The sequence below is a fragment of the Lactobacillus sp. UBA5813 genome (assembly GCF_002417895.1).
Taxonomy (GTDB): Bacteria; Bacillota; Bacilli; order Lactobacillales; family Lactobacillaceae; genus Lactobacillus; species Lactobacillus amylolyticus.
In genome coordinates, this window is sequence record NZ_DICZ01000008.1 from 18,465 (window position 1) to 35,079 (window position 16,615).

Sequence of the window (16,615 nt, forward strand, 5' to 3'; positions counted from 1 at the left end):
TTTATGAGTATTGAAGTAAAAAATGGGGTTTTGCATATTCCTGGTGCAGAAGATAAACTCCGCCAAAAGGGGATGGAAACGCCCGCCTTCTTGCAGGACTATACCTTGCTCGATATTGAAACAACCGGTTTGAGTCCATACCGCGATCGCGCTACTGAATTAGGTGCGATCAAAGTTAGAAATGGTGAAATTGTCGATGAATACAGCCATTTGGTTGCTTATGACAAATCAAACCGCGTACCAGCATTTATTACCAAATTAAATGGCATTACTGAAGAGAAAATCATTAATGAAGGCATTCCAGTAGCTGAAGCGATTCATGATTTTCGGCAATTCATTGGCGATGATGTCATTATTGGCTACAACGTAAATTTTGATTTGAACTTTATTTATGATTTGGCCAAAAAATATCACTTGCCAGAGTTAAATAATAATTATGTAGATGTTTTGCGTTTAGCGCGCGCATATTATCCTAAAGAGCGGCATAATCGCTTGATTGATTGCATGCAGCGGGCCGGAATTGCACAGGTAGAGCAGCACCGTGGATTAGATGATTCAATTGATACGAAAAAAGTCTATGATGATTTTCACGCTCATTTCACGCCAGATTTGCTTGTACAGGCACAAAAGAAAATCAAAAACTTTTCTTTAACTGATGAAAAACTATCTCCGTGGCAGATCGGTTTTCGCAATCCGGTTAATAACAAAAAGATCGTTTTAACTGATCATTTAAAGATGAATTTGGAAGATGCCAATAAGATGATTGATAACTTGGGCGGAAAAGCTCAAGGACGGCTAGCAATGGAAACCAATTACCTGATTTTCGGCGATCATGACTTCTTTAGTCGCGATAATGATGATTTGAATAAGGCTCAAGAATTGAATCACGAAGGTGCGGATATTAAGCACTTATCAGAAAGCTTTTTCTTAAATATGCTTGATAATTGGGCAAGAAGTTAGGAGCAAAAGATGGCACGACGCAGAAAGAGAAGACGCAAGAACAGTTCGCTGCTCACTGCTTTGATCGTAATTGTTGCTGCAATCTGGGGCATTTATACTAAGGGTGGCAGTGTTCCCAATGGCGTTAATTTAACTTCAACTACTTCGAGCACGAGTTCAAAAACCAGCAATAAAATCAGCAATGCGCAAAAGGCTCAAACTTCTTATGGCGGTTTATCGAAGACGGATTATCAGCAATTGGCTAAATTGAATTTTAAAAGCGGTTCGAAGGCCTATATTACGGTCAACAATGATCATTCGACTTTGATTAAAAATGCCTGGAAAGTCAACCGGGTTATTTATTCCAATTTGGATTCGCTTAATCGAACATCGCATTCGAATACGGGTTTTCTGGAAAAAAGAAACGTTGCCAATGATTCTTTGCGCGTGCGGCAGTACATTGATCCTACGGGCTGTCACTACAACAGTCGCAATGGCACGCAAATATACAATCGAGGTCACCTGATTGCCTATTCTGTCTCTGCTGGAATCGATCAAAACGGTAGCTATAATCCAAATAATCAATCCGGTGATCAGGACAATCCAAAGAATTTGTTTACTCAAACGGCCTTTTCCAACCAAAAGATTCAGACAATTTTTGAAAGCAAGGTCAGGAAAGCTTTGCGTGAAAACAAAAAGGTGATCTATCAAGCAACGCCAATTTTCAGAGGCAATGAATTAATGGCTCGCGGCATTAACTTACAGGCTATTTCAACAGATGGCAGTCTAGATTTTAATGTTTATCTGTACAACGTTCAGCCGGATTATGTTTTCAATTATGCAAATGGCCGGGCCAAAGTTGATCGGTCGATGCAGGTAAAGGAATAGTAGAGTAAAATAGACATAAAGATTTATAAAAAAAGAGGAAGTTTTATGAAAAAAGATAATTGTACGGCAATGTTAGTCGGTAAGGATGCTTCAATCAATGGGTCAACCATGATTGCTCGTGACGAGGACGGTTACGGTGGCATTAATGAAAAGCTTTTTGTTGTAAACAAGGCCCGTCATTATGATGAAGACTATGTTTCCAAATACAATGGCTTTAAGATGCATTTGATTGGCGATGGCTGTCGCTATACTGCAACGCCAACTGCCGATGATTCAGAAGGCCGCTGGGATGAACAAGGCATTAATGAATATAATGTTGCTATGTCTTCAACTGAAACTGAAGCAACCAATGCTCGCTGCCTTGGCCATGATCCTCTTGTTGAAAACGGGATTGATGAAGATTCAATGCTTTATCTGGTTTTGCCATTTGTTAAGACGGCTCGTGAAGGGGTAAAGCGTTTGGGTCAATTGATCGAAAAGTATGGTACTGGTGAAACCAACGGCATCGCTTTTTCTGATCATGATGAAGTTTGGTACCTTGAAACAGCTGCAGGTCACCAATGGTTGGCTGCTCGCGTACCTGATGATTCATACGCAATTTGTCCTAATATTATGGTGATTCAAAATGTTGATTTTGATGATCCAGACAACTTTATGTATGCTTCAACGATTCGTGATTTTGTTGAAAAGCATCATTTGAATCCTGCTCAAGATGGCGGCTTTAACTTCCGTGATATTTTTAGCACAAAAGACGAAACTGATGCTTTCTACAACACTCCACGTACTTGGTATGGTCAAAAATTGTTCAACCCAAGCATTGAGCAAGATCCAACCAGTCAAGAAATGCCGTTTACTCGCGTTCCTGAAAAGAAAATTGGCGTAGAAGACGTGCAAAAGTTCTTGACCAGCCACTACAACGGTACCCCTTATGATCCAATGGATACTTTCTCATCCGGGGATGAAAAGCAGCAAAAGATGTTCCGCTCAATTGCCTTGGACCGTAATCAAGAATCCAGCATCTTGCAAATCAGAAATGATGTTCCAAAAGAAATGGCTGCCATTCAATGGGTAAATATGGGCTTTTACTGCTACTCACCTTACGTACCTTTCTATGCCAACATCAACGACACGCCAGCCAATTACAAGGTTGCTGATCATATGGTTGATCCTGATAAGAGTGCTTACTGGATGTACAAGACTTTGCAAGTATTAGTTGAGCCACGCTACCATCAATATATTTATCAAGTAAATGCCTACCGTGATGATTGCCAAGCTTGTACTTTAGCTCATATTGATGAGACTGACCCTAAGGCTAAAGAACTCAAGGGTGAAGAATTGACTAAGTTTTTAACTGCCGCCAATGAAAAGACAGCCGCTGAAATTACGGAAAAGACCAAAAAGTTAATGAGCGCCTTGGTTCGTCAGGCTTTGAATTCTTCCAAGTACCAATTTGAACGTGGCGATAATTTATAAAAAAATCTTATTTAAGATTGTTAATTGATCGTTCGGAAAAATATTTTGATTTATTTTGAAATTAAGTAAAAAGACCATTGTAAAAGCAATGATCTTTTTTTGTGCTTAACGATAAATAAGGCACAATATCTTGTAAAAGTAAATAATAACTTGCAGCTTTGCTAAATAGTTAATATATAGCCTAAAAAAGCAGAACATTTCACAAACAAACAAAAAGAAACTTCTGTAAAGTACGAATCATTATGAAAATAAATTTGTGATTTTGATCGGAATATCATAAAATTAATTAAGAAATTATAGAAAATTATCAAGATATTGTGGTGTGTAACTAATGAATGATGAAAATTTTGTCCAAGTAAAGAACCTACGCAAGGTTTATGAAAACGGCCATGAAGCAATCAAGGACGTTAGTTTTTCCGTTAAAAAAGGCGATCTGGTCTGCTTATTAGGCCCTTCCGGCTGTGGAAAGACGACCATTTTGAATATGCTGGCCGGTCTTCTTACACCAACTAGCGGTGACATTTTATTCGATGGCAAGTCGGTAGTTAAAACCGCGCCTAAGGATCGGCAAATTGGTTATGTTTTCCAAAACTATGCCCTATATCCGCATATGACTGTTTTGCAAAACGTTATGTTTCCATTAACGGTCGGCAAGAATAAGCGTCCTAAGGCTGAAGCTGAAAAGGTTGCTAGAAAGTACATAAATTTAACGCAGATTGATGAACTTGTGGATCAAAAACCTGGTCAGCTTTCCGGTGGTCAACAGCAGCGTGTAGCGATTGCCCGTGCCTTGGTGCAAGAACCTAAGATCTTGCTTATGGATGAACCATTGAGTAATTTGGATGCTCGTCTGCGGTTAAAGATTCGTGAAGAAATTCGTTCATTAGTCAAAAAAGTTGGCATTACGACTTTATTTGTTACACATGATCAAGAAGAAGCTTTGTCGATCGGCGATAAGATCATTCTGTTCAATGACGGCGTGATTCAACAAGATGATTTGGTTCAAAACTTCTACTTGGAACCAAATAATTACTTTGTTGCTAACTTTGTTGGCAATCCAGTAATTGACAACTTCTCGGTTGAAGTCAAAGATGGTAAAGTTACTGGCTCAGATTTTGAAATTGCAGTCAGTGATTTGAAACAAGACCGTTTTAAGCATGAATTAAAAGATGGCAAATATGTTTTGTCAGTTAGACCTGAAAATATTTTGCCAGCTGAAAGTGGAAACGTTAAGGTCACAATTCAAGATATTGAATTGATAGGTCGTGAACGTATTTTGAAATTCAATCATGATGGCATTCAAGCTCGTTCTTTGGTTGATTTGGAAACTCCAATTAAGGCAGGAGACAATATCAACCTTAAAATGCGGCTTGATCGCATCTTCATCTTTACCCCAGAAGGGGAGCGTGTTTACTAATGAAGCAAAATCAAAAACGGGCTTGGCTCTTTCTGGCTCCAACCATTATTTTTGTAACGGGCTTTAGTATTTTCCCAATTTTGCGGGCCTTTGTTATGAGTTTTCAAGGTGGACCGTTAATTGCCTTGGATTGGACGGGCTTTAGCAATTATCAGTATATTTTCAAAGATCCCGAGTTTTGGACGGCAATCAAGAACACTATTATTTATGCTTTGGTTTCTGTACCAGTAGCTTTAGCGATCTCGATTATGCTGGCTTGGTTGATTTTCAGTAAGGTGAAGAGAAAGTCTTTCTTTGAAACTACTTTCTTCATGCCATATGTTACAAGTACGATTGCGATCGGTATTGTCTTTCGCTATATTTTCAATGGTGACTATGGTTTGCTCAACTTCGTTTTGAAAGCATTGCATTTGCCTGCACCTAACTGGATTGATGATCCTTCAATGTCATTAACGACGATCATTATTTTTGGTGTTTGGACAAGCTTGGCTTTTAACATTGTTATCTTGATGGGTGCCTTGAGAAATATTGATCCTAACTATTACACGATTGCTGATATGTATGGGGCAAGCGGTACCGAAAAGTTTTGGCGGATTACTATGCCGCAGTTGATTCCAACGATCGCTTTCTTATTAACGATGAATATTATCGCAGCCTTCAAAGTTTATACTTCAGTATATGCCTTGTTCAATGGGCAAGCCGGCGTCGGCAACTCTGCGACGACTGCAGTGTTCTACATCTATAACAAATTCCAGATTGTTGGTACGCCAGGTGTAGCGATGGCTGCCACTGTTGTGTTATTCTTGATCATTTTGTTTATTACTTTCTTGCAGCGCAAGATGATGAAAAAGATTGGAGGGCAGTAAAAGATGAAAAAGATTCGCTGGGGCAGATTATTTGCCTACTTGATTTTGACTTTCTTTGCAATTATTACTGTCTTTCCTTTCATTTATATGATTTTGGGTGGATTAATGAGTTTCCAAGAAACAACAACGATTCCGCCAACAATCATTCCAAAAAATCCACAATGGGGCAACTATGCTATGGTTTTTGCGCAGGCTCCATTTGCACGCTATTTCTTAAACACCTTCATTACTGCGAGTGTAACGACAATTGTTAGTTTGTTCAACGCGGTATTAGGTGCCTTTGCAATGGTTAACCTTCATTTTAAAGGCAAGAACTTCGTTCAAATCGTTTTGCTGTCATTGCTGATGGTTCCTGGTGAAGCAATAATTTTCACCAACTACAATACTGTTGCAAAGATGGGCCTTCTTAACACTTACCTCGGTTTGGTATTGCCATTCCTTACTTCAATTTTCTACATGTACTACTTGCAGAGCTATTTTGGCGCTATTTCAAGAACAATTTATAAGGCTGCCAAAATTGACGGTGCATCTGACTGGGAATATATTTGGAAAGTTTTAGTCCCAATGTCACGGGGTGGTTTATTCACTGTTGGTTTGTTAAGCTTTATTTCTGGCTGGAATTCATTCCTATGGCCATTGTTGGTAACTAATGAAGACAGTATGCGGCTTCTTAACAACGGATTAACTAATTTCGCTTCTGATGCCGGTAGTGAAACCCAATTGCAATTAGCTGCTGCTACTTTGACAGTTTTGCCAATTTTAGTTCTCTACTTCATTTTTAGAAAACAAATTATTCGAGGAGTAGTTCGTAATGACCTTAAAGGATAAAACAACCGTTACTTTTTATAATGGTTTGACTACAATTGGCGGGCCAATGATTGAAGTTGCCTATAATGATTCACACGTTTTGTTTGATTTAGGCGAGGTATATCGTCCTGAACTCGGTTTGAGTATGGACGATGAAGATTATCAGACTTTGATTAAGTACCAATTGATTGGTGAAGTTCCTGATTTTTATGATGAAAAAATCACGGGCAAAGCAATTGATACCAAGCGTTGGAAACATAGTGCAGCTTATATTTCTCACCTGCATCTGGATCATAGCAAGGCTTTAAATCTGCTTTCACCAACGATTCCATTGTATGCCGGCCCAATTACGGCTCACTTGCTGCCAGCATTAAATGAAAAAGGCGATTTTCTTTTGCCAGCAGCCGGTCATGAAAAAGGCTACACTCGTCCAATCATCGCGGCTGAATATAAAAAGCCGATTAAGGTTGGCGAGATCACAATGGAAATTTGGCCAAGCGATCACGATGCATATGGCGCTACCGGTCTAATTGTTAAAACCCCGGATAAAAAAATTTCATTCACTGGTGATATTCGTTTGCATGGCTATCATCCGGATTGGGTACATGAATTCTTAGCTGCTTCAAAGGGTGCAGATCTTTTCATCACTGAAGCAACCGGCAGTTCATGGCCTGAAAGAATGAATGAAAAGCAAAGTGAGGAATTTACCGGGATTAACAATGAAGATGAATTGACACAAGAAGTTGTTCGTTTTCAAAAAGCTAATCCAAAACGGCAAATTACTTTTAACACCTACCCAACCAATGTTGAAAGATTGCTTAGAATCATTTCTGATTCACCACGGAAAGTTGTTTTGCATGCAAAACGGGCTCATTTGTTGCATAAGAGTCTGGGCAAAGAATTTCCGTACTATTACTTGCCAGAGGAGCCGAAGTTCGCTGATCTGAATCCAGAACCGGAAGTTTCTTATCAAGATCTTCTTAACGATGATCACGAATTCCTTTGGCAAGCTGTTGCTGACTTTGATCAGTTGATGGAAGGCGGATTGTATATCCATTCTAATGCTGAGCCACTTGGTGATTTCGACCCAGCATACAAGCCTTTTGTCGAAAATTTTGCTAAACATAATGTGGAATATAAAGCTCTGCGTTGTTCTGGCCACGCAGATGAGGGGGAGTTACAAGAAATCATCAGCGAGGTTCAACCAGCTATTTTAGTACCAGTGCACACATTGCATCCGGAGCTGGTCGAGAACCCATATGGAAAACGGATTTTACCTAAGCGTGGTCAAAGCATCACGCTTTAGTGAATCAATAAAATTTGTTGTTTAGTTTTATTTTTTGGGAGGATTAATCCAAATGAAGTTTAGTAAGAAACTTGCTGTGTTGGCTGCTGCCGGCTTGGCATTAATGGGAACAGCTGCTTGTTCTCATGGCAATAGCTCATCTAGCTCAAGCAAGATTCCATCAAAGATTACCAAGAAGACAACAGTTGTTTTTTGGCATGGTATGGTAGGAGTACAACAATCAACTTTGCAAAAGTTGACTAAGGAATTCGAAAAGAAAAATCCAAAGATTACCGTTAAGCTTGAAAGTCAAGGTACTTACATCGATTTGCAAGCCAAGATCAACTCAACTTTGCAATCACCAAACAATTTGCCTACAATTACGCAAGCTTACCCAGGTTGGCTTTGGAATGCCGCTAAGAATAAGATGCTTGTAAACTTGACACCTTACATCAACAACAAGAATGTTGGTTGGGGCAGTGCTAAGGCTTCAGACATTAGACCCGAATTGTTAAAGGGCGCTCAAATTCAAGGAACTCAATATGGTATTCCATTTAACAAGTCCATTGAAATTTTAACTTACAACAAAGACATGTTTAAGAAATACGGCATTAAGAAGGTTCCAACCACTATGGCCGAACTTAAATCTGTTTCTGAAACTATTTACAAGAAGAGTCACCACAAGGTAGTAGGTGCTGGTTTTGATTCACTTTCCAACTACTACGTTTTAGGTATGAAGAATGCCGGCGTTGACTTCTCAAGCAAGATCAACTTCAGTGGTTCAACTTCAAAGAGCGTTATCAACTACTACGCAGATGGTATCAAGAAGGGCTACTTCAGAGTTGCCGGTTCAGAACAATACTTATCAGGTCCATTTGCTAACGAAAAAGTTGCCATGTTTATTGGCACTTCTGCAGGTGAAGGCTTCGTTAAGCAAGGTGTAGGCAAGAAGTTTACTTATGATGTTGCTGCTCGTCCAGGCAAATACAACATGCAACAAGGTACAGACATTTACATGTTCAACCACGCAACTGCTGAACAAAAGGCGGCTGCATTTAAGTACATTAAGTTCTTGGTATCTAAGTCAAGCCAACTTAAGTGGGCTAACGCAACTGGCTACATTCCAGTTAACAACTCAGTAATTAATTCTGCAGCATACAAGTCCAACACTTCACTTAAGCTTCCAGCTAAGCTTTCAACTGTTATGAAGCACTTGTACAGCGTTCCTGTAGAAAAGAACTCAAACGCAGCCTATGCTCAATTGAACAGTATTATGCAAACTATTCTTTCTGCAGCTCAAAAGCACCAAAATGTTAATAACGCAATTAACGAAGGTAAGCAAAAGTTTGATGCTGCTTGGAAACAATAAAACTAAATAGCGATTTAATGAAAAACAGACCGTAACTGGTCTGTTTTTTCTTTACTCCGAAAATGATAGAATAATAGAGTTGAAATAAAAAATTAGATTTAATTGCGTAAATGAGAGGTGAGAGTGTTGATACGGCAACAAAATTTTCCCGTAGAGACCAAATATAAATGGTACGATATCAGCAATTTAAGTGAGCAGGATAGCAACAAGCTGCAAGACGATTTTAAATTCACGCCAGACATCATCTCCTATATTTCTGACCGGCATGAACGTCCGCACTATGACTATGACTTGCATACCCATAGCCACTTGCTTGTTTATGATGTACCAATTTGGCCAACTAATTCAATTAAGCACTTCACCTCGCACCCAATTACTTTCTTGGTAGTTGGAGAAAATATTTTTACTTTCCATACTGAGTCAACTAGCTACGTGTTTGATGAATTTAACGATGTTCAGATGCGTGAGCGCTTGTCGCTAGCTAATGATGTTACGGAATTATTGATAGCCTTTATGCTTTATTCATCACAATATTTCCAGCGTGCAGTTACTCAGCTGGATGCAGAAAGAAACAGTTTGGATCAAAAATTGTCGGATGATATCGACAATAAGGATTTAGTTGAATTATCAAATATTGAAAAAAGTTTGGTTTATTTGTCTAGTTCCATTCAAACTGACTTAATCATGCTTCACAGCTTGGATCATTCTAAATTAGATTTCACTAAAACCGCACGTGAACGTCTAGACGACGTGTTAATTGAATCAAATCAGTCAGCAGAAATGATTCAGATTTCACAGCAAGTAACTAAAACGCTGTCGGCTACATCGAACAATATGATGAACAATAACCTGAACGATACGATGAAATTCTTAACTGTGTGGTCTTTGGTTTTGACGATTCCAACAATTATGACGGGATTTTATGGGATGAACGTTTCACTGCCAATGTTCCATAATCCTTTTGATTGGGTCGTTGTAACCATTGTTACGATTGCGTTAATGATTTGGTTAATCGTTTTGATGCGAAAACATCATTTCTTCTAAGTTGAGGATTTTCAATGAAAAACAAAGTATTTATCCGGGCACTTTTGGCTACTATTTTTGCGTTTATGCTTTATTCGGCTGGTTTGCGCGAAATGAATAGTGCCAAAATCAATATCATTGAACCTAAAAATAGCAAAGTCAATAAGAAACAAACTAAAGAACCAAAGGTTAAAATGCCAACTGCGAGTTCAAGCAGCAGTCAAACTTCTGCATCTTCCAAAGTTACTGTTGAAAAGGGCAGCAAAACTTCATTGGCTTCAGCAATCAAAAAGGCAATGGGCAGCACTGCCTCCTATCAAGTAGCCGTACAGGATCTGAACAATTCTGCACGCTATGCTCGTTTGGCTACAACATCTGAAGCTCATAATGCCAGTGGCGTCTTGAAAATTTTGATTTTGGCGACTATTTACTACCAAGAACAAAAAGGAAAGTTGAGTACCAAAACTGCGATTAAGATTAAAAAGTCAGATCGCGTCAAAGGTGAAAAGCTTCTGCAAACCAATATGGGCTATAGTATCGCATATTTGCGTCAAGCTATGATGAAAGGCAATAAGACTGCAGGCAATGCATTATTGCGGAAGGCTGGCAGCAAGAATGTCGCTGCAGTTGCCAAAAAGTTTGGTGCTACAAGTACAACTATCAGCGGCACCTTTACTAACCCACCGGTTGGCAAAACGACCAGCAAAGATTTAGATTTGGTTTTGAAGGGACTTTATCAAGGCAAAGTTTTGAATCAAAGTCATGCACAGCTTGTTTTATTAAGATTGTATGGCTCTAGAACCAAGCTGACTAGTGGCATTAGCGGGACTATTTACAGTGCTGGTGATAGTCACTTTGCTGCTGCGATTGTTCAAACGTCAGGTCATTCCTATTGCATCTCTGCGTGGTCCAATTCACAGAAAAACTTTAAGGCTCTAGGCAAGGCTGTTAATACTTGGTTTAATAAGAATCGTTCATAAGGAAAAATCTAGCAAGAGAGATATTTACTATAAAGTGAATATCTCTTTTTTTTTGAATAATTTACAAGTTGTAGATTGTATTCTTCACTTTGTAGTGATATATTATTCTCATGCTGTAAGAGAGGGAAAAAAAGAATGGTCCAAAAAAGAACTCTTGATTTGAATAAAGTGATTGAAAAAGCTAACGAATTGATTTGTCAAAAAGGCTTGTCGAAAACAACGATGCCTAATTTGGCCGAGGCTTTAGGCGTTAGATCACAATCGCTTTATCATTATGTTTCAGGGAGAAAGCAGTTGCTTTCATTAGTGGGAGCTAGCAGAATTAAACTTTTGCATCATCGGCTGGTTGATAGTCTAATGGGTTTATCCGGCAAGGATGCTTTGTTAAAATTTGCTGATGTTACGCGCAATTTTGTTTTGCATGATCCATCTTTGGCAAGTATTTTGTATCACTTGAATGAATACAGCAAAGAAGATGCAATCACGCAGGAAATTATGGCTCTTTTTGCTCTTGGTGAGAAGTTCAATTTGAAAAAAGATGAGACCATTTCTTTTCACGCTCTTGTTGGAGCAGTTTTGGGATATGTCTTTCTAGATAAATCAACACTCTTTGCAAACGAAAGCGATGAAAAGGCAAATGAGAACTACCATAAGATGATCCTACGTTTAGTTGAACCGGTAGCTATTGTGCAGTAATAAATACAGGAGGAAGAAAAAAAGTGCAAAAGTTTTTAAAGAATCATGTCTTTTCTTTAATTGCATGGATTTTAATTTTGCTTATTTCAGTTATTGCTCTTCCTAATGTTAGTCAGTTGACTAGTGATCACTCGAACATTTCTTTGCCAAGCAATGTTCAAAGTGAAGTTGCGCAAACAATTAAAAACAACTGGGGTAAAAAGAAGAAAAATACCTATGAAGTTGCAATTGTTTTCAACAAAAAGAAGGGCAAATTAACTGAAACTGATAAGGCAGCAATCAATGCGACCGTTTCTAAGCTTGAAAATAATAAATCCAAGTACGGTATCACTGATGTGCTGGCTCCAGATTCAAACATTGCTACCCGTAAGAAGCTGCAGTCAAAAGACGGCACGACTTGGGTGATGCAATTAAATATTTCAAAGAAGAAGGGAAACGAAGATCGCCAAATCGGGGATGTTGAAAGTCAACTTACTAAGGCCGTAAAGACCTCAGGAGTTAGAACTTATGTGACCGGTGCAGACGTCTTGCAAAATGCATTCTCAACTTCAGTTCAGGAAGGAATCAAGAAGACTGAAGCAATTACAGTTGTCTTTATCTTTATTGTTTTAATTATTGTCTTCAGATCACCAATTGTTCCTTTGATTTCTTTATTAACAGTTGGGGTATCATTCTTAACTTCATTCTCAATTGTTACTAATTTAGTTCAGAGATGCAATTTCCCATTTTCAAACTTTACGCAAGTGTTTATGGTGATCGTTCTGTTCGGTATCGGAACGGACTATAACATCCTGCTGTATGACAAGTTTAAAGAAAATCTGAGTAAGAATATGGGCAAGTACGAAGCTATGCATGATGCTTTGCGTAGTGCTGGCAAGACTATTCTTTATTCAGGTTCTTCAGTTTTAATTGGTTTTACTGCATTAAGTTTAGCTAAATTCTCAATTTACCAATCAGCCGTTGGTGTTGCTGTTGGTGTTGCTGCCTTGTTAATTGTTCTTTTAACCTTGAACCCATTCTTTATGGCTGTCCTTGGTAAAAGAATGTTCTGGCCAGTAACTAAATTTACTGGTGAATCAGAAAACAAGTTGTGGCATGGCATTTCTGCTTCAACTTTAAAGCACCCAATTCTTTACTTAATTGTTTTAGCAGTTGTTACCATTCCATTCATGTTAATGTACAACGGTCATTTGAATTATGATGATACCGATGAAATTGCAGACAGTGTTCCTGCTAAGCAAGGTTTATTGGTCGTACAAAAGCACTTCTCTAAGGGGATGGCTGAACCATCATACTTGTACATTAAGAGTAATCACCGTTTGGATAATGAAACCAATTTAAAGCTGATTGATCAATTGACTAGGCAATTGCAATCATCAAAGGATGTTTCATTTGCAACTTCTGTAACGGAACCTTATGGTGAAGCAATTTCACAATTATATGTAAATAATCAATTAGGTACTGTTGATAATGGTGTTGATCAAGTTCGTACCGGCTTAAACAAGTTGAGCAAGGGTAGTCAAAAAGCAACTACAGGTGCGCAAAAGCTTCAAAGCGGTGCAGAACAGTTGCAATCAGGCACTGGTCAACTTCAAAACGGTGCTGATCAATTACAGTCAGGTACTGTTCGTCTTGAAAATGGTGCTCAAACTTTACAAAATGGTACGGCTAAATTAGCTAGCGGTGTTGGCAGATTAACTACTGGTGCTGGGCGTTTATCTAGTGGTACTCATGCTTTGCAAAGCGGAACCAGCAGCTTGGTAAGCGGTGCTAATAGATTGCAAAGCGGTGCAGGCTCACTTAAGAGCGGTACTCAAAGTCTGGTCAATGGTTTGAACCAATTGAGCTCACAATTATCAACTCAATTAAGCAGTTCAAATAAAGCTCAAATTGCTCAACTTGAAAGTGCTTTGCCACAAATTAACAGTGGTATTCAGCAATTGAATTCAGCACTTGGCGGTTCAGTTGATACTTCTGCTTTGACTAAGAACTTGCAATCAGCTCAACAAAACGCTGCAACTTTGGAAAGCAGTTTAACCAAATTGGAAAGCCTAGCTGGCAGTTCATCATCCACTTCATCAAATCAGATGGTTAACCGATTGGCTCAAGCGATTGAACCAGCTGTTGAGCAATCATTGTCAAGAAATAATAATAGCTTGTCTACTTCAGAAAAAACTTCAGTAGCCAAGACTGCTGCAGCTGCAGCTGCAGCTGTACAAGCACAATCAAGCAGCTCTTCATCAAGTGAATTGAAGTCAGCTCTTCAATCTGCAATTACTGCTGCCCAAGGCTTGAAATCATCAATGTCTTCAATGCAGCAAAGCAATATTTTGACACAGGTCCAACAATTGCAAACACAAGTACAAGCATTGGCTACTGCTTCAAACAAGGCATTGCCTGGTGCTACAACTGCTTTAACGCAATTAAGTTCAGGTTTGTCTCAAGTACAAGCTGCTGCTCAACAAGGTGCCGCAGGTGCAAGTCGTCTTAACTCAGGTGCAAGCCAACTTTACACCGGACTTGGTACTTTAAGCAGCGGTGCAAGCCGTCTTAACTCAGGCGCTGCCCAACTTAACACTGGTATTAGTGCTTTAAGTGCCGGCCTTAGCATCATTGATCCTGGTGCAAACCGTCTTAACTCAGGTGCAGGTCAACTTTACAGTGGACTTCAACAAGGTGCATCTGGTGCTGCTCAATTAAGTTCTGGCATCGGACAATTGAATACTGGTGCAGGTCGGCTTAGCACCGGTGCCGGCAAGCTTGCTTCAAGCATGCCAAAAATTACCAGTGGTCTTGATGAGGCCAACAGTGGTTTAGGTCAAGGTCAAACCTACTTACAAGGTTTGCAATCTTCAGCAGCTGCTAAGACCTTCTACATTCCTAAGGAATACATTAAGAACGCAATGTTCCAAAAGTCGATTAATGTTTACCTTAGTCCAGATAAGAAGTCTGCAATGTTGATCGTTGTCTTCAATTCAAACCCAAGTGCAGCTGAAGCTACTAAGAGATCACAAGAACTTTCAGCTATGGCTAAGAAGTCACTTCAAGGTACTGCTTTGAATGACGCAACGGTTGCAATGGGTGGTCAAAGTTCTAAGATTGAAGATACCAAGAATGTTGCTAGTCAAGACTTCGTCAGAACGGCAGCTATTATGCTTATCGGTATCGGAATTGCCTTGATGTTCGTAACTCGTTCACTCCTTCAACCTGTTTACATCTTGGGTACTTTGCTTATCGCTTACCTTTGCTCATTATCAATTAACCAATGGATTGTTAAAGGTATTTTGAATAGAGACATGCTTACTTGGAACACGCCATTCTTCAGCTTTATTATGTTGATTGCTTTGGGTGTTGACTACAGTATCTTCCTAATGACGCGTTACCAATTAGAGCAGGAAGGTTTGAACAGACCGAGTCAACGCATTTTAAAGGCTTGTGGCATCATCGGAACGGTTGTTATTTCTGCAGCCGTCATCTTAGGTGGTACTTTCGCAGCCTTGATTCCATCTGGTATTCCAACATTAATCGAAGTTGCTTTGACCGTGATTGTTGGTTTACTGATCTTAGTCTTCATCATGCCAATTACTTTGACTGCTGCAACTAAATTGACTTACGAAGGAGTCAACTTCAGTTGGAGTAAGAAGAATAAAGATAAAAATACAAAATAAACTCTAAGATTTTAATAAATGAAAAAGTCGTACAACTGTTAAAGTTGCACGACTTTTTCATTTATGCCTGTGCTATAATCTTTAGTACGTAAACAAATTGAGGAGGGACAATATGACAACTTGTCCAAATTGTGGGCAAGCAATCACCGCTAATGATGATGTTTGTCCAAAATGTGGTTTTAATTTAAAGAAATATCGTGAAGATTTTTTTACTAAACAAGGGATAAAGGAAAAAAACGCGACTGATTCAGAAGCAAAACAAAAAGAAGAAGCAACTACTAGTCGTGCTGCCTATCGCAAGGAATTTCAACCGCAAAAACAGAATTCAACAGTCCAAAAGATGATCGCTTGGATTCGTTCAAATGCCACAATCGTCTTTTTACTAGGTTTCTTACTGCTGATTATCACTAGTTTTTCAGTATCATTGGGCTGGATTTGCTTTTTTGCTCTCATGATTTGGCTGTACATTGTCTGTGACCGCAGTGCAAAGATTAATCAGTATACAGCTGACAAACGATTGACTGAAAAGATCAATCAGATTGGATCAGATACTTTTAATTCCATCGCTGATCGTGGAGAAAAGCTGCGTTCACGGAATAAAAAGTTTGAAGAGCATCATCCAAAAGTTGAAGGCGAAGTCGAAAAAGTTAAAAACCGCAAGCGTCTGCATTTTAACTACAGCCAACTTTCAGTTATCTTGATGGCTTTCGTGAGCTTGGTCGTTTTATTTTCTGGTTCAGGTGCATCAGTAGTTAGCTCGGTTTACGACGAAAAAATGTCAATTTCCGAAGTATTGCTCAGCTTTGGTGGTCGTCTTTTAACCTCAGGTAATACCGCACTTTATTCTTTAATCGTTTACCTCGTCTGGTTGCTGCTGATTTTATTTCCAATTTTCATTATTTATAATATTTTCAAAAATACGAAAAAGAGTCAGACCATAGCATTTGTTTTATCGCTAATTGAAACGGTCTTCTTAGCTTATATTGTCTTTCGGCTGTCAAGCAGCAGTCGCGCAAGTACAGGCGTTCTTAGTCAGTTAACCAGTCAGCTGTTGACATATGCTGTATCAATTGGAGCTTCAACTTACTTTTTAATTATTTCAAGTTTAATGACAACTGTTTTGTCGCTGTACAATCTATTTCATAGAAATAAGCAATTATAAAAATAGCACTGAAGATTTACTATCCAATGTCATTAAGTTAAG

General features: G+C 38.9%; 13 protein-coding genes. All 13 read left to right on the forward strand.

The genetic code is table 11. The features are described 5' to 3' along the window. The first annotated feature begins 3 nt into the window (after positions 1-3). The 13 genes from B2008_RS01420 (at position 4) to B2008_RS01480 (ending at position 16,573) form a co-directional block, all read left to right on the forward strand. Positions 4-960 (forward strand): exonuclease domain-containing protein, encoded by a 957-nt coding sequence (locus B2008_RS01420; RefSeq protein ID WP_281830196.1) that lies wholly within the window; start codon positions 4-6, stop codon positions 958-960. A 9-nt stretch (positions 961-969) separates the two neighbouring features. After that, complete coding sequence (locus B2008_RS01425; protein WP_281830195.1) at positions 970-1,827, forward strand: DNA/RNA non-specific endonuclease; 858 nt, start codon at positions 970-972, stop codon at positions 1,825-1,827. Positions 1,828-1,872: 45 nt separating this feature from the next. Continuing rightward, positions 1,873-3,300, forward strand: a complete 1,428-nt coding sequence (locus B2008_RS01430; RefSeq protein ID WP_281830193.1) for a C69 family dipeptidase — start codon at positions 1,873-1,875, stop codon at positions 3,298-3,300. Positions 3,301-3,631: 331 nt separating this feature from the next. Continuing rightward, positions 3,632-4,717, forward strand: coding sequence for an ABC transporter ATP-binding protein (locus tag B2008_RS01435; protein WP_281830191.1), 1,086 nt, complete (start codon positions 3,632-3,634; stop codon positions 4,715-4,717). Further along, on the forward strand, positions 4,717-5,583 hold the full coding sequence (locus B2008_RS01440; RefSeq protein ID WP_281830189.1) for a carbohydrate ABC transporter permease: 867 nt from the start codon (positions 4,717-4,719) through the stop codon (positions 5,581-5,583). Before B2008_RS01435 ends, B2008_RS01440 begins: the two co-directional genes overlap by 1 nt. Before the next feature lie 3 nt (positions 5,584-5,586). Beyond that, on the forward strand, positions 5,587-6,411 hold the full coding sequence (locus B2008_RS01445) for a carbohydrate ABC transporter permease (protein ID WP_281830187.1): 825 nt from the start codon (positions 5,587-5,589) through the stop codon (positions 6,409-6,411). Then, positions 6,395-7,696 (forward strand): MBL fold metallo-hydrolase, encoded by a 1,302-nt coding sequence (locus B2008_RS01450; protein WP_281830186.1) that lies wholly within the window; start codon positions 6,395-6,397, stop codon positions 7,694-7,696. The genes B2008_RS01445 and B2008_RS01450 overlap by 17 nt, the downstream gene beginning before the upstream one ends. A gap of 52 nt (positions 7,697-7,748) precedes the next feature. Beyond that, entirely contained in the window at positions 7,749-9,044 is a 1,296-nt protein-coding gene (locus B2008_RS01455; RefSeq protein WP_281830184.1) for an extracellular solute-binding protein, read from the forward strand. Between the two features lie 126 nt (positions 9,045-9,170). Further along, complete coding sequence (locus B2008_RS01460; protein WP_281830182.1) at positions 9,171-10,088, forward strand: magnesium transporter CorA family protein; 918 nt, start codon at positions 9,171-9,173, stop codon at positions 10,086-10,088. 14 nt (positions 10,089-10,102) lie between these two features. Continuing rightward, positions 10,103-11,047, forward strand: coding sequence for a serine hydrolase (locus B2008_RS01465; protein ID WP_281830181.1), 945 nt, complete (start codon positions 10,103-10,105; stop codon positions 11,045-11,047). Positions 11,048-11,182: 135 nt separating this feature from the next. Next, positions 11,183-11,743 carry a TetR/AcrR family transcriptional regulator gene (locus tag B2008_RS01470; protein ID WP_281827833.1) on the forward strand — a complete coding sequence of 187 codons (561 nt, stop codon included), beginning with the start codon at positions 11,183-11,185 and terminating at the stop codon, positions 11,741-11,743. A 23-nt stretch (positions 11,744-11,766) separates the two neighbouring features. Continuing rightward, the gene (locus B2008_RS01475) at positions 11,767-15,411 is read left to right on the forward strand and encodes an MMPL family transporter (RefSeq protein ID WP_281827831.1); all 3,645 of its coding nucleotides are present in this window, start codon (positions 11,767-11,769) and stop codon (positions 15,409-15,411) included. Between the two features lie 112 nt (positions 15,412-15,523). Continuing rightward, positions 15,524-16,573 carry a zinc ribbon domain-containing protein gene (locus B2008_RS01480; RefSeq protein WP_281827829.1) on the forward strand — a complete coding sequence of 350 codons (1,050 nt, stop codon included), beginning with the start codon at positions 15,524-15,526 and terminating at the stop codon, positions 16,571-16,573. Positions 16,574-16,615: the final 42 nt, after the last annotated feature.